General features: G+C 72.0%; 19 protein-coding genes. 9 read left to right on the top strand and 10 right to left on the bottom strand.

Annotation, left to right across the window (positions count from 1 at the left end; genetic code table 11):
* Window positions 1-36: 36 nt before the first annotated feature.
* Window positions 37-1,644: a hypothetical protein gene (locus HND91_RS03620; RefSeq protein ID WP_181705129.1), complete on the bottom strand. Its 1,608-nt coding sequence runs from the start codon at window positions 1,642-1,644 to the stop codon at window positions 37-39.
* A gap of 716 nt (window positions 1,645-2,360) precedes the next feature.
* Between HND91_RS03620 and HND91_RS03615 the strand changes: the two genes are divergently transcribed.
* From HND91_RS03615 to HND91_RS03605, 3 genes are all read left to right on the top strand, one after another.
* Window positions 2,361-3,410: an HD domain-containing phosphohydrolase gene (locus HND91_RS03615; RefSeq protein ID WP_181705128.1), complete on the top strand. Its 1,050-nt coding sequence runs from the start codon at window positions 2,361-2,363 to the stop codon at window positions 3,408-3,410.
* A gap of 118 nt (window positions 3,411-3,528) precedes the next feature.
* On the top strand, window positions 3,529-4,032 hold the full coding sequence (locus HND91_RS03610; protein WP_181705127.1) for a putative pterin-binding protein: 504 nt from the start codon (window positions 3,529-3,531) through the stop codon (window positions 4,030-4,032).
* Window positions 4,033-4,089: 57 nt separating this feature from the next.
* Window positions 4,090-6,609 (top strand): ATP-binding protein, encoded by a 2,520-nt coding sequence (locus tag HND91_RS03605; RefSeq protein ID WP_181705126.1) that lies wholly within the window; start codon window positions 4,090-4,092, stop codon window positions 6,607-6,609.
* A 29-nt stretch (window positions 6,610-6,638) separates the two neighbouring features.
* Here the strand turns inward: HND91_RS03605 and HND91_RS03600 are convergent, their stop codons facing one another.
* The 4 genes from HND91_RS03600 to HND91_RS03585 are packed head-to-tail and all read right to left on the bottom strand — an operon-like array spanning window position 6,639 to window position 9,494.
* Window positions 6,639-7,031 (bottom strand): helix-turn-helix domain-containing protein, encoded by a 393-nt coding sequence (locus HND91_RS03600; RefSeq protein ID WP_181705125.1) that lies wholly within the window; start codon window positions 7,029-7,031, stop codon window positions 6,639-6,641.
* Between the two features lie 50 nt (window positions 7,032-7,081).
* Window positions 7,082-7,654, bottom strand: a complete 573-nt coding sequence (locus tag HND91_RS03595) for a Smr/MutS family protein (RefSeq protein WP_181705124.1) — start codon at window positions 7,652-7,654, stop codon at window positions 7,082-7,084.
* A complete protein-coding gene (mltA, locus tag HND91_RS03590) occupies window positions 7,644-8,765 on the bottom strand; it encodes a murein transglycosylase A (protein WP_181705123.1) in 1,122 nt (373 codons plus the stop codon). The genes HND91_RS03595 and mltA overlap by 11 nt, the downstream gene beginning before the upstream one ends.
* Window positions 8,766-8,777: 12 nt before the next feature.
* Window positions 8,778-9,494: a Tim44/TimA family putative adaptor protein gene (locus tag HND91_RS03585; protein WP_181705122.1), complete on the bottom strand. Its 717-nt coding sequence runs from the start codon at window positions 9,492-9,494 to the stop codon at window positions 8,778-8,780.
* A gap of 229 nt (window positions 9,495-9,723) precedes the next feature.
* Here HND91_RS03585 and HND91_RS03580 point away from each other — a divergent pair, with 229 nt between their 5' ends.
* On the top strand, window positions 9,724-10,227 hold the full coding sequence (locus HND91_RS03580) for an FxsA family protein (RefSeq protein WP_181705121.1): 504 nt from the start codon (window positions 9,724-9,726) through the stop codon (window positions 10,225-10,227).
* A gap of 167 nt (window positions 10,228-10,394) precedes the next feature.
* Window positions 10,395-10,862, top strand: coding sequence for a protein-export chaperone SecB (gene secB, locus HND91_RS03575; RefSeq protein ID WP_181705120.1), 468 nt, complete (start codon window positions 10,395-10,397; stop codon window positions 10,860-10,862).
* 109 nt (window positions 10,863-10,971) lie between these two features.
* On the opposite strand, the gene dnaQ is transcribed toward secB, so the two are convergent.
* The 5 genes from dnaQ to HND91_RS03550 form a co-directional block, all read right to left on the bottom strand.
* Window positions 10,972-11,700 carry a DNA polymerase III subunit epsilon gene (gene dnaQ, locus HND91_RS03570; RefSeq protein ID WP_181705119.1) on the bottom strand — a complete coding sequence of 243 codons (729 nt, stop codon included), beginning with the start codon at window positions 11,698-11,700 and terminating at the stop codon, window positions 10,972-10,974.
* 140 nt (window positions 11,701-11,840) lie between these two features.
* Complete coding sequence (gene coaE, locus HND91_RS03565; RefSeq protein WP_181705118.1) at window positions 11,841-12,431, bottom strand: dephospho-CoA kinase; 591 nt, start codon at window positions 12,429-12,431, stop codon at window positions 11,841-11,843.
* Entirely contained in the window at window positions 12,428-13,267 is an 840-nt protein-coding gene (locus tag HND91_RS03560) for a shikimate dehydrogenase (RefSeq protein WP_181705117.1), read from the bottom strand. Before HND91_RS03560 ends, coaE begins: the two co-directional genes overlap by 4 nt.
* Window positions 13,264-13,857, bottom strand: coding sequence for a Maf-like protein (locus tag HND91_RS03555; protein WP_181705116.1), 594 nt, complete (start codon window positions 13,855-13,857; stop codon window positions 13,264-13,266). The genes HND91_RS03560 and HND91_RS03555 overlap by 4 nt, the downstream gene beginning before the upstream one ends.
* Window positions 13,858-13,902: 45 nt before the next feature.
* Window positions 13,903-14,751, bottom strand: a complete 849-nt coding sequence (locus tag HND91_RS03550) for a pyruvate, water dikinase regulatory protein (protein ID WP_181705115.1) — start codon at window positions 14,749-14,751, stop codon at window positions 13,903-13,905.
* Between the two features lie 634 nt (window positions 14,752-15,385).
* On the opposite strand from HND91_RS03550, the gene hemE reads away from it, so the two are divergent.
* The 4 genes from hemE to mnmE all read left to right on the top strand — a co-directional run bounded on the left by hemE (window position 15,386) and on the right by mnmE (window position 20,091).
* Window positions 15,386-16,462: a uroporphyrinogen decarboxylase gene (gene hemE, locus HND91_RS03545; protein WP_181705213.1), complete on the top strand. Its 1,077-nt coding sequence runs from the start codon at window positions 15,386-15,388 to the stop codon at window positions 16,460-16,462.
* On the top strand, window positions 16,459-16,896 hold the full coding sequence (gene hemJ / locus HND91_RS03540) for a protoporphyrinogen oxidase HemJ (protein WP_181705114.1): 438 nt from the start codon (window positions 16,459-16,461) through the stop codon (window positions 16,894-16,896). Before hemE ends, hemJ begins: the two co-directional genes overlap by 4 nt.
* Before the next feature lie 421 nt (window positions 16,897-17,317).
* Window positions 17,318-18,583, top strand: coding sequence for a transcription termination factor Rho (rho, locus tag HND91_RS03535; protein WP_181705112.1), 1,266 nt, complete (start codon window positions 17,318-17,320; stop codon window positions 18,581-18,583).
* A 194-nt stretch (window positions 18,584-18,777) separates the two neighbouring features.
* Window positions 18,778-20,091: a tRNA uridine-5-carboxymethylaminomethyl(34) synthesis GTPase MnmE gene (gene mnmE, locus HND91_RS03530; RefSeq protein WP_181705111.1), complete on the top strand. Its 1,314-nt coding sequence runs from the start codon at window positions 18,778-18,780 to the stop codon at window positions 20,089-20,091.
* The last annotated feature ends 67 nt before the right edge of the window (window positions 20,092-20,158 follow it).

Below are 20,158 nucleotides of genomic sequence, written 5' to 3'. Positions count from 1 at the left end.
CGCCGGTCGGCACCGGCGCGTCGCCGGGGTCGGGTTTCAGTCCGGCAGGGCGGCGAGGCGGGCGCCGTCGCAGTCGACGCCGAGGACCGAGACGGCCAGGCGGTCGGGGGCGATGCCGAGCGCCCCGGTGAAGGCTTCCACGGCGTCGGCGACCGGGCCGGCGGCATCGCGGAGGAGTTCGGCCGCCGCCGCCCGGAGACGGGCCTCGCCGATGCTCCGGACCGCCTCCGAGGCGTCGGCCTTGAGGCCGACCCGCACGTCGGCGGCGGAGAGGAACTGGCCGAGGGCGGGCCTGGTCTCGGCGACGCCCCGGGCCTCGACCCGGTGGCCCGGGCCGATCGCTTCGGCCGGGATCGCCATGGACCGGGCCTCCGGGGCCGGGATAGTCTCGCGGCCGAACGCCTTCAGGATCAGTCCGCCATCGGAGGTCAGGTCCGCCGACGGCGGGTCGGCCTCCGGCGGAAGGCCGAACCGCAGGTCGATGGGGCCGGGCGCGACGGCGAGGGTGGCGGCCGTGCCGGACGAGGCCGACGGACAGCCGAGGTCCACCGGCCGAAGGGTGCCGCCGCCGAACCGGAGGCCGACCGAAAGATCCACCGTCGGCACGGCGGCGCTCCGGGAGCCGCCGACCGTGGCCGAGACGGCGAGGTCGAAGCGGGGCGTCACGGCGGTCTCGCCGAGATCCAGCCAATCGACGAGCGGGTGACCGGCGAGATCCGACAGGGGCTGCAGGGTCAGCACGATGGTGCCGGCGGCCCCGTGCGGATCGTCGAGCCGGGCGGTGAGCGGCCCGGACCCGAGAGCGCGCAGGCCCGCCCCGACCGCGACGTCGAGGCCGTCGAGCGCCAGGGCGCCGGGCGCCCTCGCTTCTCCGCGCAGCATCAGGGGATCCAGAAGGGCGTCGAGCCGGATCGTCCGCTCCGTGACGGCCGGCGCGCCGACGAGGGCGGACCAGCCGCGCTGAACCGGCGGCAGGCCCGCGCGGACGGCGAGGCCGGCGAACAGGGTGTCGAGCGGCAACGCCATGTCGGGCGCCGGGTCCCCGCCTGAGACGTCGCGCCAGACGGCGAGGATGTCGTCGGCGCCGACCGGCGCGCCGGCAAGGCCCGTGATCACCGCGTCGGCGCCGGGTCCGGAGAGGCCGAACAGGCTTGCCACGACCGCTTCCCGGACCGGGTGCGGGGCGGCCGCGAGATCCGGCCGGACCGTCACGGCGACGCGGCCGACGGTCTCGGCTGTGGCGGACGCGCCCACGGTCCAGCCGAGGCCGACGGGAGACCAGCCGAGCAGGGCGGACGGCACCCGGAACCGGTAGGCGGCGACCATGCGGCGAGCCGTGGGCTCGGCGGCAGGGCCGTCCGAAGCGCCATCCGGGTCGCCGACCGTGAAGGAGGCGTCCAGCGGGTCGAGTCCGGCGCGCGCCAGGACGGCGTGGGCGGCGGGACGCGGCTCGCGAGGGGACCGGGCGGCGGCGAGAGTGGCGGCTTCGACGGCCTGGAGAACACGGTGGCGGGCGAGGGCGACGGACGTGGCCTCCACCGCGCCGGCCGCGACGAGGAAGAGGGTGGCGGCGGCCAGCACGAGCCAGGGCCGCCGGCCATCGCGCCGGCCGGTCCACGGACCGCCACCGATCATCTCCCGCATGCACCGCTCCCGTCATCACCCGGCCCGAGACTACCCATCCGGAGGTTGAGGATTTGTGTGCGACCGCGAAGCGCCCATCGGCCCTCTCTCCGGATCATGGCCGGCGAACCCGGGCCGTGATCTCGTTCCGTCGGGCGGGGAGGCGCGGTCGCGGGCGGGGCGGAGCACGGACGGGCGGACGGGCGGACGGGCGCGGGGACGACGGGCGACACGAAAAAGACGGGCGGCGGAGCCGTTCTCTCCGCCGCCCGTCAAGGTCTGTTTGTTATGGAGGGTCTTGGGCTGGCGTCCCTCTTCTGACGTCCGAGGCGTTTGATCGGGTCTGCGGTCCTCGCTGTCCGGACCGACCCTAGGCCCCGCGGACCGGACGCGGAACCGCCGATCTCCGCCCGGCCCGGTCGATCGCGCGCCAGTCCTGACGCAAGCGGGACGGTACTGCCGGTTGTGGCAGGGCGCTGGACAAATGGTTCACCATTCCGGCGACCGGCGGGCCGTGGCGGATCCGAAGGCGGACAAACCGGAGCGATCGGTGCTAACGGACACCGCCGCCACGAGGGCGCCGGAGCGCCGGCCAGCCGGGCGTGGTGAACCGTCCGTCAACCCGCCTCGGCGAATCCCACCGATTCCGTTCAACGCGCGGTTTGCCATTCAGATTGGCGAATGTTTCATGTTTGGTGGCGTATCGTGCGCTTCGGTAGCGACGTTTGGTGGGGACCATGAAGGCACTTCTGATCGACGACAATCCGACCAACCTCTTCATGCTGAGCAAGCTGGTGCAGAACGCCGGCCTTGCGGACGTGGTCTCGTTCAAGGACCCGGTGGCGGCGCTCGCCGAGGCCAAGGTGGTGCAGTTCGACATCGTGCTCTGCGACTACATGATGCCCGGGCTCGACGGCCTCCAGGTGGTGAAGGCGCTCCGGGCGCTGCCGGACTATGCGGACGTGCCGATCGTGATGGTCACGACGGTGGATCAGAAGCAGGTCTGCTACGACGCCCTGGAAGCGGGCGCCACCGACTTCCTGACCAAGCCGGTCGACATGGCGGAGGTGAAGGCGCGCGTGCGCAACCTGGCCAGCCTGCGCGACATGCAGAACAAGATGCGCGACCGGGCCGAATGGCTCTCCGCGGAGGTACGCAAGGCCACCTACGAGATGTCGCTCCTGGAGGAGGAGATCATCCTGCGCCTGTCGCGGGCGTCCGAATACCGGGACAGCGACACCGGCGCCCATGTGGTGCGGATGGCCCGCACCTGCCGGGAGATCGCCGAGGAACTGGGCATGACCAACCAGTTCTGCCGCGACATCTATCTCGCCGCCCCCATGCACGACATCGGCAAGATCGGCGTGCCGGACGCCATCCTGCGCAAGCCGGGGGCGCTGACGGCCGACGAACGCGCCCTGATGCAGACCCACACGGCGGTGGGCGCCTCCATCCTGGCCGGCTCGGATTCCCGGCTGATCCGGCTGGCGGCGGAGATCGCCGAGACCCACCACGAGCGCTGGAACGGCTCCGGCTATCCGCGCGGGCTCGCCGGCACCATGATTCCGATCTCCGGCCGGATCGCGGCCGCCGCCGACGTGTTCGACGCCCTGGTGTCGCCCCGCCCCTACAAGGACGCGTGGCCGGTTCAGAAGGCGGTGGACTATCTGGTGGAGAACGCCGGCACCCAGTTCGACCCGAAGGTGGTCGCCGCCTTCCAGGCCCGGCTGCACCGCATCCTGCGGATCCTGGAGGAACAGCCGGACGCGGGCGGCCTCGCGGCCTGAGCCGTCCCGGCCCCCTCCCCTTCCCAAAAGGCGCGGCGCCCGGAGACCGCTTCGGCGCGGCGCGAAGCCCGGACGGACGGCCCGTCCCGACACTCCCCGCTCATCGAGGAAAGACCGCATGACCATCCGCTCGACCATCCTCGCCGCCGCGGCCCTGGTCGCCGCCGCCATCCTGCCCGCGTCGGCGCTGGAGCGCCCGACCGGCCCGGTGATCCTCACCGTCAAGGGCGCCATCACGAACACCAACAGCGAGGCCGGGGCCGAATTCGACCTCGCCATGCTGACCGCCCTCGCCTCCCGGGTGACCGAGGTGGAGACCCCGTGGACCGAGGGCAAGACGAGGTTCGAGGGACCGCTCGGCCGGGCGGTGCTGGAGGCGGTGGGCGCCACCGGCGCCATGCTGAAGGTGACGGCGCTCAACGACTATTCGGCCGACGTGCCGGCCGCCGACCTGGTGGATCACGACGTGATCCTCGCCACCAGCATGAACGGCAAGCCCATGTCGGTCCGCGACAAGGGACCGCTGTTCCTGATCTATCCGTTCGACGCGGACCCGAGCCTCTACACGGAGCAGTATTTCAACCGCTCCGTCTGGCAGATCGCCACCATCGAAGTCCGCTGACGAGGCCGGCGGCGGGCGGCAGGCGCCGCCCGCCCATGCCCGAAGAGTCGTTCCCCCATGCCGATCAGCCCCGATACCGGGCGCGCCTCGCCTCGCGCCCGCAGCCTGACGCTGCTCGCCCTCGTGGCGGTGCTGTTCCTGATGGCCGCCATCTCGGTGTTCGGGCTGTTGATGCGGCAGGCGCGCGACAGCCGCCTCAGCATCCAGGAGGACGCGCTCTGGGCGACCTACCAGTTGGACCGGGAGACCGCCAAGCTGCTCCGGGCCATGGACGACGCGCGGACCCGGCCGTCTCCCGAGACCGAGGCCGCCATGCTGCGGCGGTTCGACATCCTCTACAGCCGCCTGGGCGTGCTCCGGAACGGCGCCTATCCGGCCGTGTTCCGGGAGGACGCCGACATCGTGGCCGCCATGGCGCTGGTGGACGCCACGCTGGCGCGCGAGGTGGCGGCCTTCGACGCCCTCCAGGGCGGCGCGCCCCTGTCGGCGGACCTCCTCGACCGGCTCCAGGCGTCGTTCGAGGACATGAACCGGGCGACCTCCATCATGGTGACGGAGGCGAACGGCGTCCTCTCCGGGCTGCGCACCGCCAACCGCACCTATGTGCAGTCGCTCTACACCCTGCTCGGCGGGCTGGTGCTCGCCCTCACGATCAGCATGGCGCTGGTGGTGGCCGTGCTGATCCGCCAGATCCGGGAGGTGACGCTGTCGCGCAGCCGCCTGGAGGAGATGGCAGGGGACCTCGCCGAGGCGGCGGAGGCGGCGGAGGCGGGCAACCGGGCGAAATCGGCCTTCCTCGCGACCATGAGCCACGAGATCCGCACGCCGCTGAACGGCGTGATCGGGATGGCGGACCTCCTGATGGACACGGAGCTTTCCGCCGACCAGGCCCGGTTCAGCCGCACCATCCGCACCTGCGGCGTGACGCTGATGGAGCTGATCAACGACATCCTGGACTTCTCCAAGCTGGAGGCGGGCAGCTTCGACCTGGAGACCACCGCGTTCGATCCGGTCGCGGAGGCGGAGACGGCCCTCCAGGTGGTGGCCTCCCGGGCGCGGGACCGGCAGCTCGCCCTGGTGCTGGCGCCGGCCCTGCCGAACGACCGGCTCTACCTCGGCGATCCGGGGCGGGTGCGGCAGGTGCTGCTCAACCTCCTCTCCAACGCGGTGAAGTTCACCGAGGCGGGCACGGTGGCGGTGCGCCTGTCGGAGACCCGGACCGGCGACGCGGCGCGTCTCAGGGTGGAGGTGGCGGACACCGGCATCGGCATCTCGGAAGCCGGGCTGCAGCGCCTGTTCAAGGAGTTCAGCCAGGTGGACGCCAGCATCACCCGGCGCTTCGGCGGCACGGGGCTCGGCCTTGCGATCTGCCGGCGGGTGATCGAGCACCTGGGCGGCAGCGTGGGGGTGGAGAGCGAGGAGGGGGAGGGCAGCACCTTCTGGTTCGAACTGACCCTGCCGGTGGTGGCCGGCAAGGCCATGCCGGAGGCGCCGCTCCTCGGCCGCCGGGTCGCCGTCCGGGGCCGGTCGCGGCTGGAGACGGAGGCGCTGCGGACGGCGGCCGCCTATGCGGGCGCCATCCTGGCGGACGAAGGCGCCGACGGGATCGCGGCGCTGACGGTGCTGGAGGAGGACGAGCCGCCGAAGCTGGTGCCGCGCGTGCGGCTGCCGGGCGGAGAGAGCCGCGACCTCGCCGACGCCGCGCTCTCGCCGGCGACCCTCGGGGCGGCCCTCGCGCCTGCGCCGGCGGCGCCCGGGACCGGGGCGCCGGAGCCACGGCCGGCGGAACGGCCTGCGGCGGAGGCCGCGGAGGCGCTGGACATCCTGGTGGCGGAGGACAACGTGGTGAACCAGGAGGTGGCGGCGCGCATCCTCGGCCGGCTCGGTCACCGGGTCACGATCGCCAACAACGGCGCTGAGGCGCTGGCGCTCGTCTCCAGCCGGACCTTCTCGGTGGTGCTGATGGACATGCAGATGCCCGTGATGGACGGCCTGGAGGCGACGCGGGCGATCCGCGCCGGCGAGAAGCAGAGCCGGCGGCTGCCGATCATCGCCATGACGGCAAACGCGTTCACGACCGACCGAGACGCCTGCCTCGCCGCCGGCATGGACGGGTTCCTGACGAAGCCGGTGGACCGGGCCTCGCTCGCCGCCACCCTTTCGGCGCTGGCGGGCGGCCGGGCCGCCGCCCCGCCGGAGGCGGCCGCCGTCGCGGCGGTCGAAAAGGGAGCGGTCCGCATGAGCCGGGTGGCGGCGCTCCACGACGAGCTCGGCCCGGACGCGGTGGACTTCCTGCTGACGAGCTTCCTCGATGACACGGTCGGCCTCGTGGGCGAGATGTCGGAGGCGCTCCAGGCGGGCGACGAGGCGGCCCTGCGGGCGGTGCTCCACACCCTGAAGGGCTCGGCCGCCAACGTGGGCTTCTCGGCCATCGAGGCGCTCGCTGCCGACCTCCTGGCCACCAAGGGGCCGCTGGACCCGAACGGGCTCGGCCGGCTGATCCTGGCGATCTCCGACGCGGAGCCCGCCGCGGACGCGGCCCGGGCGCGCTACGGCCTGAAGGCCGCGGCGGCGTGACGGGACGTTCAAGGGCGACGGGCGGGAGGTCAGCCGGACCGGGCGGGCGGGCGGAGGACCCGGCCGGGGAGGGCGTCCTCCAGATCGCGGAGGAGTCGGTCGAGGGTGGCGCCGTCGAGGCCCGCGATGGTCTCGGCGAGGAGGTTCGCGAGCCGGGTCGCCTTCGGGTCGAGCCCGGCCGTGTCGATCACGACGCGCGGGTGCGACAGTTCGGCGAGGCGCTGCAGATCCTCCGCCTCGTCCCAGATGACGTTGAAATAGCCGATGATGCGCTGGAGCATGAACCAGCTCGGCCGGCCGCGCCGGCCGTGCTCCAGGGCGGACAGGTAGGTGGCCGAGACCCCGAGGGCGGCGGCCATGTCCTTCAGGCTGACGCCGCGGGCGGTCCTCAGCTCGCGCATCCTGGCTCCGAACGGCGTCATGCCCCTCCCCTTCGCGCTTCGCGCGTCCCGGACGTCCGCGGCGGGCCGCCTCAGCCGCGCCGGCGGCGGATGCGGATGTAGAGCGCGCCCGCGCCGCCGTGGGCGAGGTGCGCGTCCTCGAAGCCGAGCACCTTGTCGCGGAACTCCGGCAGGCTCAGCCACAGGGGCACCATGCGCTTCAGGACGCCGCGCTCGGCGCCGTGGAGGGTCTCGAAGCCGCCGCCCGAGCCCTTGCCGGTGATGACGAGGACGATCTTGGCGTCCCGCGCCTGGGCTGTCGAGAGGAAGCCGAGGAGCCGGGCGCGCGCCTCGTCCTGGCGCAGACCGTGCAGGTCGAGCCGGCCGTCGAGGGCCTGGGTGCCGCGGACGACGCGCTTCTTCTCCTTGCGGTCGAGGGTCTGGAGCGTCGGCATGGCCGGCCGGGAGGGCTGGCGCGGCGGCTCCACCTTGGGCGTCACGGGCGCGATGTCGGCGGGCGGCGGCGGCACGGCCTCCGGCATCGGAGGCGGCGGCGGGACGGGTTTTGCCTTGCTCTTCGGCTTCCGGAGCGGGTTGACGGTCCGTTGGACCAGGGACCAGAGCGCCTCCTCCTCCGGGCCGAGGCGGCGACGGTCACGGGCCACCGGTCGGCTCCGGTCGCGGCCGCAGCACGGTGAAGCGGGCCGGGTGGCGGACCCGGGCGGCCTTCGCCCAGGCCTCCTCGCCGGTGCCGAAGAAGATGTCGCCCCGGGACGGGCCGAGGATGGCGGACCCGGTGTCCTGGGCGATCATCAGCCGCCGGAACGGCAGCTTCTGGCCGGCCGTCTCGCCGTCGAGGCTCGTCTCCACGAAGATCGGCATGTGGAAGGTCATCAGGTGTCGGTCGACGGCGAGCGAGCGGCCGGGGGTCAGCGGCACCTGCGCGGCGGCGAGCGGCCCGAGCGCCGGATCGGGCACCGGCGTCTCCCGGAAGACGATGTAGGACCGGTTGCGGGCCATGACGGCGCCGGCCTCGTCAGGGTTCGCCTCCAGCCAGGCGCGCAGCACGTCGGCGGTCGCCTCGGCGGCGGTCATCAGGCCCTTCTCGACGAGGACCCGGGCGATCGGGAAATAGGCGTGGCCGGACTTGCCGTCGAAGCCGACCCGCATGACCGCGCCGTCCGGCAGGCGGACGCGGGCGGATCCCTGCACGTGGATGAAGAAGGCCTCCACCCAGCTCTTGAGGAACACGAGTTCCAGGCCGCGCCCGTCGAGGGCGCCGGCCATGACGGCGCCCCGGTCCGGGTGTTCCACCAGACGGCCGTCCGCCCGGCGGGCCCAGGTGAGCGACGGGTCGAGGCCGGTCCGGTCGTCCTCGGGGCCGATCTCCACGAGATCGTCGGGCCGCCGATGGAGCGGCACCGGGAAGTCCGGCGTACGGACCCGCGAGCCCTCCACCTCGGGCTCGTAGTAGCCGGTGACGAAGCCGGCTCCCTCGCGCGGGAGGATGCGGGCCGGCTCGAACCAGCGCTCGAAGAAGGCGCGGGCGGCAGGCCCGTCGAGACCGGCCGAAAGGGCGAGCGCGGCATCGGCGGGCGCCCGGAGGGCGGCCCCGTCGAGCCGCAGAGCCCTGGTCTTCGGCAGGCTGTCGAGGATGCGGGCGGCGGACAGCCGGAAGGCCCGGAAGGCGGCCGCGTGGTCGTCCCCGGCCCAGCCGGCCAGCCGGTCGAAGGCGACCCGGCGCAGGCGGGCCGGGGCAGTCGATGGCTCGGTCATCGGGACGGACCGTCAGCCGTCCGCCTCGGTGGCGATGAGCTTCCAGTTCGGGTCGCGCGACTTCACGTCGCGGGCGAAGGTCCAGACGTCGGTCACCTCGGCCACCTTGACCGGGTCGCCGTCGACCACGGCGCCGGCGCGGTCGCGGGTCACCGAGATGAGCTGGCTGACGAAGCGGACGGTGATCTGGGCCTGCCCGTTCTTCAGGGCGGCCTCCACGATGTCGGCCTTGTCCATGCCGACGAAGGTGGTCTCGATCTTCTCGCCGCGCTTCTCCCGGTCCGCGATGGCAGCGCTGAAGCCCTCGTAGACGTCCGGGCTGAGGAGCATCTTCAGGGTGTCGCGGTCGCCGGACGCGAAAGCGCCGACGATGATCTCGTAGGCGGCGCGGGAGCCGTCCAGGAAGTGGCGGGCGTCGAAGCTGCGATCCGCCGACACGATGGTGCGCAGCGCCCCGTTGAGGGCGGAACCGGCCGGCGCCACCGCGTCCACGCCGGCGGCCTGGGCCTCCGCGGTGGCGGCGGGCGCCCGGGTTGCCCGAGGCAGGGCGACCACGTTGTCGTTGGTCTCGGGGGCCGGGGCGGCCGGACGCTCCTCGCGCCTGGCGAACGGATCCTGCGGGGGACGCTCGTGGCCGGTGCGCCGGCCGAGCACGCTCCGGAGCTTCCAGAAGATGGCCACGGCCACCAACAGGAAGACCAGGCTGTAGACGTCGAGGAATCCGTTCATCTCGGCTATCGGGCCCGTTCTGGAGACAAGAGTGCTCGGTCGCCGCCGCCCGATATCCCTGGCGAGGCCCCGCTCCACTCCTTATGTATGCCGCGTCCGGCCAGCATAAAGGGGCGATGGCTCGGATACAAAGCTTCTCGTCCCAAGCCTATGCCCGTTTGGGAGCCGTCTTTCAATCGTCATGGCCACCCCCGCCCCGTTGCTCCGACCCGCTGAGGACCTGACCTCGATGCGTATCGCCGCGCTTTTCCTTCTCCTGGTGCCGATCGCCGAGATCGCCATGTTCGTGGTGGTCGGGCGCGAAATCGGCGTGCTCGGGACTCTCGGCCTCCTGATCGGGGCCGGTGTCCTCGGCGCGCTCGTCCTGCGCTGGCAGGGCCTGCGGCTGGTGGCGGCCGCGCGGGCGGACCTCGCCGCCGGGCGCATGCCGGCGGAGACGATCGTGCACGGGGCGCTGCTGGCGCTCGCCGGTCTGTTCCTGCTGCTGCCGGGCTTCCTGTCGGACATCGCGGCCTTCCTGCTCCTCCTGCCGCCGGTGCGGGGGCTGGTGGTCTCGGGCGTGCGCCGGAACATCACGGTGGTGAGCCAGGGTGCCCGCACGACCGCATCCTGGACGTCGTCCCGCGCCGGCTCCGGCGTCCTCGACCTGGAGGCGGACGAGTACGAGCGGCGCGGCGGCGGGCACAGCCCCTGGTCCGGCGAGGACGGCCCGCCGCGGATCGGCGGCGCCTGACGCGGGCGGCCGGACGGGACCGGACCCCGTGTGCACTCCGGCGGTTCGGGCCGGCCGGCGCGGGGTTTTCGGCCCCGGCGAGCCTTGCGCCCGGCCGCCGCCGGTGGTAGCCGCATCTGCCGAGAGCGCGTGCCGTTCCGGGACGCCGCAGGAGATACGAGACCGCCATGACCGATACCCAGGGCGCCATTCAGCAGCCGTCCCTCAACGTCCTCGCCCAGTACCTGAAGGACCTGTCGTTCGAGAACCCGAAGGCGCCGGACAGCCTGCGCTCGCGCGAGGGCTCCCCGGAGATCAGCGTCGGCGTCAACGTGTCGTCGCGCCAGCGCTCCGGCGTCGAATACGAGGTCGACCTCAAGATCGAGGTGAAGGCCGAGCAGAAGGGCGAGACGGTCTTCCAGATCGAGATGCTCTACGGCGGCCTGTTCCGCGTGCAGAACGTGCCCCAGGCGCACCTGCACCCGTTCGTCATGATCGAATGCCCGCGCCTCCTGTTCCCGTTCGCCCGCCAGATCGTGGCCGACGCGAGCGTGCGCGGCGGCTTCCCGCCGCTGATGATCGACCCGATCGATTTCGTGCAGCTCTACCAGCAGTACCTCGCCCGCATGCAGGCGCAGGCCCAGGTGCAGCAGTAACGGGACCGGCCGCCGTCGCTCTCCGGCGGGGAGCGACGGACGAGGCGGGTCGAATGATGCGCCGCCGGGTTCCTCGGTCCACAGGAGACGAGGTGCCCGATCGATCGGATCAGTGAGAGCCGCTGGCCGCCGCCGGCGGCTCTTCCGTCTGGAGATAGCGGCCCCACAGGGCGCCCGCGCCGAGGGTTTCGACGAAGGCCCGGTGGGCGGTCGCCTCCTCGGCGGTGAGCCGGCTCGGCAGCGGCTGCGGGCGGGCCTCGGCCTTGCGGCCGACGGCCCTGAGGCGGGCCGTGGACGTGGAGGCGGCGACGAGGCCGAGGTCGGCCTGACGGCCGCCGTTCAGCTCGATGTAGACCTCGGCGAGGAGTTCGGCGTCGAGGAGCGCGCCGTGCTTCACGCGCTTCGACGTGTCGATGCCGTAGCGCGAGCAGAGGGAGTCGAGGCTCGCCGGCGAGCCCGGGTGCTTCCGGCGGGCGAGCTGCAGGGTGTCGAGCACCCGGTCGTCGCCGATGGTGGACCGGCCGCTGCGCTTCAGCTCGAAATTGATGAAGCCCATGTCGAACTGGGCGTTGTGGATGACGAGCCGGCCGTCGGCGATGAAGTCCAGGAAGGCGTCGGCCACGTCGTCGAAGCGGGGCTTGTCGGCCAGGAAGGCGTCGGACAGGCCGTGGACCTCGAAGGCCTCCCGCGGCATGGTCCGTTCCGGGTTGATGTAGACGTGATAGGTCCGCCCGGTGGGGAACTGGTTGAGGAGCTCGACGCAGCCGATCTCGACCAGGCGGTCGCCGGTCTTCGGATCGAGGCCGGTGGTCTCGGTGTCGAGCACGATCTCGCGCATCACGCTTCCTGGCAGGGCCGGCCCCCAACCGGGACCGGCATTCGACGCGACCGTGCCACCTGGACCGGACGGGCGCAACGGCCTTCAGGCCGTCATCCAAGGCTGAATGCGGTTCCGATCCGCACTGTGACGCCGGAGGCTCAGCCGGGCCCGTCCCGCAAGGTCGCGAGGAGGCGGTCGACCGCCGCGCCGGCGGCCTCCACGCCGGACCCGGTGTCGATCACGTGGTGGGCGCGGGCGCGCTTCTCCGCGTCCGGCAGCTGGCGGGCCAGGATGGCGTCGAACTTCTCCGCCGTCATGCCGGGCCGGGCGAGGACCCGGGCGCGCTGCACGTCCGCCGGGGCGCTGACCACCACCACCGTGTCCACGTCCGCCTCCCGGCCGGTCTCGTAGAGGAGCGGGATGTCGAGGACTGCGACCGGCGCGCCGGCGGACGCCGCCTCGGCGAGGAAGGCGCGTTCCGCTGCCCGCACGGCCGGATGCACGATGGCCTCCAGGCGCCTCAGGGCCGCCGGATCGCCGAGCACCGCCCGCGAGAGGGCGACCCGGTCCACGGCGCCCGACGCCGCGGTGCCCGGGAAGGCGGCCTCCACGGCGGGAGCGAGCGGCCCGGCGTACAGCCGGTGGACGGCCTCGTCGGCGTCGAACACGGGCACGCCGCGCCGGCGGAAGAGGTCCGCCGTCGTGGACTTGCCCATGCCGATGGAGCCGGTGAGGCCGACGACGATCACGACAGGAGGTCCGCTTCCACGAGGGCGCGGAGCTCCGCCGTGACGACAGGCCGGACGCCGAACCAGTGTTCGAAGCTCGGCACCGCCTGGTGGAGTAGCATACCGAGGCCGTCGACCGTGCGAAGCCCGGCCGCCCTGGCGCGGGCGAGGAAGGGCGTCTCCAGCGGTACGTAGACGATGTCGGCGACGATCGTTTCGGGTCCGAGGCGGTGAAGCTCGAGCGGGATCTCGCCCTCGCCCTTCATGCCGAGGGACGTGGTGTTGACCACCACGTCCGCCTGGAGCGCCGCGCGGGCGGCGTCGGCGAAGTCGCAGACGGCGACCCGGCCGGGATAGAGGGCGGCGAGGCTCTCGGCCCTGGCGAGGGTGCGGTTGGCGAGGCGGACGGCGTAGCCCCGGTGGACGAGGCCGTCCACCACCGCCCGGGCGGCGCCGCCGGCGCCGAGCACGAAGGCGACGCGGGGATTATCGTCCCAGCCGGGGAGGGCGACGTCCAGATTGCCGACGAAACCCTGGACGTCCGTGTTGGCGCCGACGAGCCGCCCACCGTCCGTCCACAGGCAGTTCACAGCCTTCAGCCGCTCCGCCACCGGGTCGCGCTCGGCGACGGCCCGGTAGGCGATCTCCTTGTAGGGGATGGTGACGTTGGCGCCGACGAGGCCGCTCGAGGGGAAGTCGGCGAGGAAGCCCTCGATCGCGTCGGGGGCGACGGGCAGGCGGTCGTAACGGCCCTCGACGCGGTGGACCGCCATCCAGTGATTGTGGATGAGCGGCGAGCGCGAATGGGCGATGGGCCAGCCGATGACCCCGACGGTGGGCGAGGAGGATCCGCTCATGTCTCCACCACGCCCCGGGTGCGCAGGAAGGCGAGGAGCGGCAGGAGCGGCAGGCCCAGGATGGTGAAGTGGTCGCCCTCGATGGCCTCGAACAGCTGGATGCCGTAGCCCTCCACCTGGTAGCAGCCGACGCTGCCGAGCGCCCTGTCGCCGACCACCGCCAGATAGTGACCGACGAAGGCGGGGGTGAAGTCGCGCATGGTCAGGTTGGCGGTGGAGACGTGGCGGAACAGGACGTCGCCGTCCTCGGCCACCACGACCGCCGAATGGAGCTGGTGCGTCTGGCCGCGCAGCGCCAGCAGCTGCCGGCGCGCCGCCTCCATGTCGGCGGGCTTGTGGAAGCGCTCCTCGCCGAGCGAAAGGGTCTGGTCGGCCCCGATCACGAGGCTGCCGGGCCGGCGGGCGGACACCTCCGTCGCCTTCACCTCGGCGAGCACGAGGGCGACGTCGTCGGCGAAGACGCCGGTGTCGGCGAGCGTCGCCTCCACGGCGCGCTCGTCCACGTCCGGGCTCTCCCGTTCGAAGAGGAGGCCGGCCTGGGTGAGAAGTCCGGCGCGGGTGGGACTGCCGGACGCGAGGACGAGGGACATGGGACACCTTGCGAGGTCAGCGGTCGGGCGGCCCCGGGGCCGCCGTCAGACGAAGGATTCCTTGAGCCTGCCGTAGCGGTGTTGGTCGTAGAGCGCAAGGATGGCCGCGGCGGTCTCCTCGATGGAGCGGCGGGTGACGTCGATCATCGGCCAGCCGTTCTCCGTGCAGAGCCGCCGCGAATAGGCCACCTCCCGGGCGATGGCGTGCTTGTCCACATAGGGCGTGTCCCGGTCGCCGGCATTGAGGGAGAGGAGCCGGTTCTGGCGGATGTGCATGATCCGCTCCGGGCTCGCGATCAGGCCGACCACCAGCGGGCGTTGCGCCTTCAGGATCTTCTCCGGGATGGGCACGTCCGGGACGAGCGGCATGTTGGTGGCCCGGATGCCGCGGTTGGCGAGATAGATGCTGGTCGGCGTCTTCGACGTGCGGCTGACCCCGATGAGGACGATGTCGGCCTCCTCGATGTCCTCCGGCAGCACGCCGTCGTCGTGCATCATGGTGAAGTTGAGGGCGTCGATCCGGCGGAAATAGTCCGCGTCGAGGGCGTGCTGGGCGCCGGCCTTGCCGGTCGCCGGCAGGTTCAGGTAGCTGCGGAACACGTCCACGATCGGGTCGAGCACGTTGAGGCAGGGGAGGGTGGCGTCCCGGCAGGCGGCCTCCAGGCGCTCGGCGATGTCGCGCTCCACGAGGGTGTAGAGCACGATGCCGGGCGAGGCCTCGATGTCGGCGATGACCCGCTCCAGGTGCCGGGCCGAGCGCACCAGCGGATAGACGTGCTCGATGGGCGCGATGCTCTCGTAGCGCGCGGCGGCCGCCCGGCCGACGGTGAGGAGCGTCTCGCCGGTGGAGTCCGACACGAGATGCAGGTGGAAATAGATGTGGCCGCGCTTCATGAGGTCTCCTCTGGCGTGCCCCAGTCTGCCACGGGCGCGCGCGAGGGGTAAGGGCGCGACGTCCGGGCCTTCAAGGGCGTCGGGAGGCTTCGGGCGCGGGTCTCGTGCACCGGCGGCCGACGCTCCGGGGCGGCGAAATCGTCAAATTGAATCAAGTGTGTGGCATACCGGGACCGGCGTCTGTCCACCGGAGCGGCGCCGGCCCTGTCGAGCGCTGGGGAGAAGCCGGGCCGAAACCGGCCGGCGGCACCGGCCTCTCCCGGAGGGGGCCCGACCATCAACAGCGGCTGGCCCGCCGGGACGGGGCCCGTCGGACCTGTGGGCGGAGAGGACGGCGGGCCCTTGGCCGCGGCGGGCGGGCGGGCGTCGACTCCCCGTCCACAGCGGCGACGGCCGCCGTCGCCCTCGATTCGGGCGCGAAACAGCCGTTCGCCGACGGATCGTCCACAGGGGTGCGTCGCCGACGCCGATCGCGTCCCGGCGGCGACGCCCTATGTAGTCGGTCGGGGCGGATTGTGGAGAAGCCGGCATCACTGGTATCCACGCCCCTAATAGAAACCAAAAGATCTCTCTTAGACTCTCTCTTTTCATAAGAGGACGCGCCGTGGACACGGACCGAGACCACCGGTCGGGGGTGCAGCCCGACACCAGCGCCGCGCCGTCGGCTTCGAAGCGGGCGGTCGTTCGCGTGCTCGACGGCGAGCGACTGTTCCCGCCGCCGATCTGGATGATGCGCCAGGCCGGGCGCTATCTCCCTGAGTACCGGGCGACACGGGCCGAGGCGGGCGGCTTCCTCGATCTCTGCTACACGCCGAAGTTCGCCGTGGAGGTGACGCTGCAGCCGATCCGCCGCTACGGCTTCGACGCCGCCATCCTGTTCTCCGACATCCTGGTGGTGCCGCACGCCCTCGGCCAGGAGGTGTGGTTCGCCGAAGGGGAGGGCCCGCGGCTGACGCCCGTGGACCTCGACAGGCTCGACGCCCTCGACCCGACGCGGCTCCTGGACCGGCTGGCGCCGGTGCTGGACGCCGTCGCGGGCATCCGGGCGGCCCTGCCGCCGGAGACGACGCTCCTCGGCTTCTGCGGGGCGCCCTGGACCGTGGCGACCTACATGATCGCCGGGCGCGGCACGCCCGACCAGGGGCCGGCCAGGAAGGCCGCCCTCCTCCAGCCGGAGGGCCTGAGGCGGCTGATGGACATGCTGGTGGACGCGTCGGTCCGCTATCTGGTGGCCCAGCTCCAGGCGGGCGCCGACGCGGTGCAGATCTTCGACACCTGGGCCGGCGCCCTCGACGACGAGGGCTTCGAGGCCTACGCGGTGGACCCGGTGGCGCGCATCGTGGCGGGCGTGCGGGCGGCGGTGCCGGGGGCGCGCATCATCGGCTTCCCGAAGGGCGCCTCGGCCCGCCTGCCGGACTATGTGCGCCGCACGCAGGTGACGGCCGCCGGCATCGACTGGCAGACGCCGGTCGCCTTCGTGCGCGACCACGTGCAGCCGCTGGTGCCCGTGCAGGGCAACCTGGACCCGCTGCGCCTGATCGCCGGCGGCGACGCGCTCGACCGCGGCGTCGACCACGTGCTGAATGGCCTCGGCGGCGGCCCCTTGATCTTCAACCTCGGACACGGCATCACGCCGGACGCCTCGCCCGACGCGGTCGCCCGCATGGTGGACCGGGTGCGCGGCGCCACCGAAGGACGAGCCCGACCGTGACCGACCTCTATCTCTGGCTGAAGACGGCCCACATCCTGTCGCTGATCGCCTGGATGGCGGCGGTGTTCTATCTGCCGCGCCTGTTCGTCTACCACGCGGACGCGGTGAAGGGCTCGCCGACCTCCGAGACGTTCAAGGTCATGGAGCGGCGGCTCCTGAAGGCCATCATGACGCCCGCCATGATCGCCACCTGGATCTTCGGCCTCTGGCTTGCCATCCGCGGCGGCTGGTTCACCGACGGCAGCCTCTGGCTTCACCTGAAGCTCGTCTTCGTGCTGGCGCTCTCCGGCTTCCACGGCGCCTGCGCGGCCTGGACCCGGGCGTTCGCGGAGGACCGCAACACCCGCCCGGCGCGCTTCTACCGGATCGCCAACGAGGTGCCGACGCTGCTCCTCGTCGCGATTGTGATCCTGGTGGTGGTGAAGCCCGTCTGACGGGACGCGGCCGGCCGGGCCCCATCGGCCGGACCGGCCGGCTCCCGTTCGGCGGGTCCGGGATGGCCGGCTGGCCGGAGCCGGTTTTCCGCCCGGATCGGGAACAGTCCGGACGAAAACGCGGGCTGGGCGGTCTTGTCCCGGCCGGACGAAGCAGTTATATCCGGCTTGACATCAGTCGACGTCCAAGCGGCATGCGCGCTCTCCCCGGGCGCAGGGACATGCCAAGGCCCTCAGAAAGCCTGTGTCGCCGGTTGGCGCGGGTGTTCGGACCGCCGAACCCCAGCCCATCCGGATCTTCGGCGGAACCTGCCGCCGTTCCCGTGCCCGAGCGTATTTCCGTCCCGACCCCTGCCTTCCCGACGGCCTCCTCGATGGATCGGCCGTCGCACATCCCAACCTTAAGACGAGACAAGCCTTCATGGCGGAGATGAAACTCCAGGATCTGAAGAAGAAGACCCCGACCGAACTCCTGGCGGTCGCCGAAGAGCTGGAAGTGGAGAACGCCTCCACGATGCGCAAGCAGGAATTGCTCTTCGCCATCCTGAAGCAGCTTGCCGCGCAGGACGTGGACATCATCGGCGAGGGCGTCGTGGAGGTGCTGCAGGACGGTTTCGGCTTCCTGCGCTCGCCGGACGCCAACTACCTGCCGGGCCCGGACGACATCTACATCTCGCCCTCCCAAATCCGCCGCTTCTCCCTGAGGACCGGCGACACGGTGGAAGGCCAGATCCGCAGCCCGAAGGAAGGCGAGCGCTATTTCGCGCTCCTGAAGGTCAACACCGTCAACTTCGAGGACCCGGACAAGGCGCGCCACAAGGTCCACTTCGACAACCTGACGCCGCTCTATCCGGACGAGCGCTTCCGCATGGAGGTGGAGGGCCAGACCGGCAAGGACCTGAGCGCCCGGATCATCGACATCGTGGCGCCCCTCGGCAAGGGCCAGCGCGCCCTGATCGTGGCGCCGCCGCGCACCGGCAAGACGGTGCTGCTGCAGAACGTCGCCCACTCGATCACGTCCAACCATCCGGAGTGCTACCTCATCGTGCTGCTCATCGACGAGCGGCCGGAGGAGGTGACCGACATGCAGCGCTCCGTGCGCGGCGAGGTGGTGTCGTCCACCTTCGACGAGCCGGCGGTGCGCCACGTGCAGGTGGCCGAGATGGTGATCGAGAAGGCCAAGCGCCTGGTGGAGCACGGCCGCGACGTGGTGATCCTGCTCGACAGCATCACCCGCCTCGGCCGCGCCTACAACACGGTGGTGCCGTCCTCCGGCAAGGTGCTGACCGGCGGCGTGGACGCCAACGCCCTGCAGCGGCCGAAGCGCTTCTTCGGCGCGGCCCGCAACATCGAGCAGGGCGGCTCCCTCACCATCATCGCGACGGCCCTGGTGGATACGGGAAGCCGCATGGATGAGGTGATCTTCGAGGAGTTCAAGGGCACCGGCAACTCGGAGATCATCCTGGACCGGAAGATCTCGGACAAGCGGGTGTTCCCGGCCATCGACATCCAGCGGTCCGGCACCCGCAAGGAGGACCTGCTGGTTCCGTCCGACAAATTGAAGAAGACCTTCGTGCTCCGGCGTATTCTGAACCCCATGGGGACGACGGACGCGACCGAGTTCCTGCTGGACAAGCTGCGCCAGACCCGGACCAACGCGGACTTCTTCGACAGCATGAACACCTGACCGGGGCGGCCCGGCGGATTCACGTGAAACACGATGGGAAGAGGCCGCTCCGGAGACGGGCGGCCTCTTCGGCGTTTCCGAGGCGACAAGCGTAGACTGGCCGGGCCGGCCGCCCGGTTGTTTCACGTGAATCACGAGCGGGCGCGCGCTCGATTCGGATCCGGTTCGGTTCGCCACCACGAGAGGGCAGAGGCATGGCGATGGAGGCACACACCCTGTTCGCGCTTTCCACCGGCCGGGGACCGGCCGGGGTGGCGGTGGTGCGGGTGAGCGGGCCGCAGGTGCAGGCCGCGCTGCTGGCGGTGTTCGGCCGAGTGCCGGCGCCCCGGACGGCGGCCTACGGAGCCTTCCTGGCCGAGGACGGGTCGGTGATCGACCATGGGCTGGCTCTCTTCTTCCCGGGTCCGCGCAGCTTTACCGGGGAGGACGTGGCCGAATTTCATGGCCACGGCGGCCGGGCGGTAGTGGCGGCCCTGCTCGCCCGTCTGGGCGGCCTGCCGGGGCTGGCGCCCGCCGAGGCCGGCGCCTTCACCCGCCGGGCATTCGAGAACGGGAAACTGGACCTCACGGCCGTGGAGGGCCTGGCGGACCTCGTCCATGCGGAGACCGAGCTGCAGCGCCGTCAGGCGCTGCGCCTCGCGGACGGCGCCTTCGGCCGGCTCGCCCTCGCGTGGCGGGCGGACCTCCTGACCGCCCGAAGCCTGATCGAGGCGGACCTCGACTTCTCCGACGAGGAGGACGTGCCGGGATCGGTGCTGGACCAGGGCTTCTCGCTCGCCCGCTCGGTTCGGGCCGCCATGGAGCGGGTGCTCGACGACCGGGGTCGCGGAGAGCGGATCCGGGACGGCTTCCAGGTGGTGGTGCTCGGTCCGCCCAACGCCGGCAAGTCCAGCCTCGTGAACCACCTGGCCGGGCGGGACGTGGCGATCGTGACCGAGACGCCGGGCACGACCCGCGACCTGCTGGAGGTGCACCTGGATCTCGGCGGGCTGCCGGTGACGCTGGTTGACACGGCGGGGCTGCGGGAGAGCGAAGACCGGATCGAGCAGGAAGGCGTGCGCCGGGCGCGCCATCGGGCCGGACAGGCGGATCTCGTGGTCTGGATGGACCCGGATGGACGGCCACCGCCCGGCGACCTGGAGCCGGGCTGCCCGGTGATCCGGGTGCGCTCGCAGGCGGACCGGGTGGGCCGGGCGATCGAGTCGGATCCGAACCGACTTGATGTGAGTGTCGTCACCGGGGCGGGCGTGGACGTCCTGCTGGGGGCCATCGCGGATACCCTCGGCGAAGGGTTCGGCGAACCGGCGCTGATCGCCCACGAGCGGCAGCGCCACTGCATCGCCGAGGCGGTGGCGGCGCTGAAGCGCGCGGACGATGACGGCGCGCCGTTGGAGGTGAGGGCGGACGAGATCCGGGTCGCCCTGACGGCACTCGGCCGGCTGGTGGGTCAGGTGGACGTGGAGGAGGTGCTGGGCGCCATCTTTCAGGCCTTCTGCATCGGCAAGTGAGTGGGTCCGTGTTTCACGTGAAACAATCCACAGCCTGTGGACATCCGGGACAGACCTCGATTCGAAG

Origin of the sequence: Chthonobacter rhizosphaerae (assembly GCF_013839525.1) — a bacterium.
GTDB lineage: Bacteria > Pseudomonadota > Alphaproteobacteria > Rhizobiales > Pleomorphomonadaceae > Chthonobacter > Chthonobacter rhizosphaerae.
This window is presented reverse-complemented; position numbering and strand designations above follow the sequence as displayed.

What these genes read in the sequence shown, in the direction of transcription:
- HND91_RS03620 (WP_181705129.1), bottom strand. Translation starts at nt 1,644, where the DNA reads ATGCGGGAGATGATCGGTGGCGGTCCGTGGACCGGCCGGCGCGATGGC.
- HND91_RS03600 (WP_181705125.1), bottom strand. Translation starts at nt 7,031, where the DNA reads ATGACGCCGTTCGGAGCCAGGATGCGCGAGCTGAGGACCGCCCGCGGC.
- HND91_RS03555 (WP_181705116.1), bottom strand. Translation starts at nt 13,857, where the DNA reads ATGTCCCTCGTCCTCGCGTCCGGCAGTCCCACCCGCGCCGGACTTCTC.
- HND91_RS03610 (WP_181705127.1), top strand. Translation starts at nt 3,529, where the DNA reads ATGACCATCCGCTCGACCATCCTCGCCGCCGCGGCCCTGGTCGCCGCC.
- mltA (WP_181705123.1), bottom strand. Translation starts at nt 8,765, where the DNA reads ATGACCGAGCCATCGACTGCCCCGGCCCGCCTGCGCCGGGTCGCCTTC.
- HND91_RS03560 (WP_181705117.1), bottom strand. Translation starts at nt 13,267, where the DNA reads ATGAGCGGATCCTCCTCGCCCACCGTCGGGGTCATCGGCTGGCCCATC.
- mnmE (WP_181705111.1), top strand. Translation starts at nt 18,778, where the DNA reads ATGGCGATGGAGGCACACACCCTGTTCGCGCTTTCCACCGGCCGGGGA.
- secB (WP_181705120.1), top strand. Translation starts at nt 10,395, where the DNA reads ATGACCGATACCCAGGGCGCCATTCAGCAGCCGTCCCTCAACGTCCTC.
- HND91_RS03550 (WP_181705115.1), bottom strand. Translation starts at nt 14,751, where the DNA reads ATGAAGCGCGGCCACATCTATTTCCACCTGCATCTCGTGTCGGACTCC.
- HND91_RS03605 (WP_181705126.1), top strand. Translation starts at nt 4,090, where the DNA reads ATGCCGATCAGCCCCGATACCGGGCGCGCCTCGCCTCGCGCCCGCAGC.
- HND91_RS03585 (WP_181705122.1), bottom strand. Translation starts at nt 9,494, where the DNA reads ATGAACGGATTCCTCGACGTCTACAGCCTGGTCTTCCTGTTGGTGGCC.
- HND91_RS03580 (WP_181705121.1), top strand. Translation starts at nt 9,724, where the DNA reads ATGCGTATCGCCGCGCTTTTCCTTCTCCTGGTGCCGATCGCCGAGATC.
- HND91_RS03615 (WP_181705128.1), top strand. Translation starts at nt 2,361, where the DNA reads ATGAAGGCACTTCTGATCGACGACAATCCGACCAACCTCTTCATGCTG.
- dnaQ (WP_181705119.1), bottom strand. Translation starts at nt 11,700, where the DNA reads ATGCGCGAGATCGTGCTCGACACCGAGACCACCGGCCTCGATCCGAAG.
- rho (WP_181705112.1), top strand. Translation starts at nt 17,318, where the DNA reads ATGGCGGAGATGAAACTCCAGGATCTGAAGAAGAAGACCCCGACCGAA.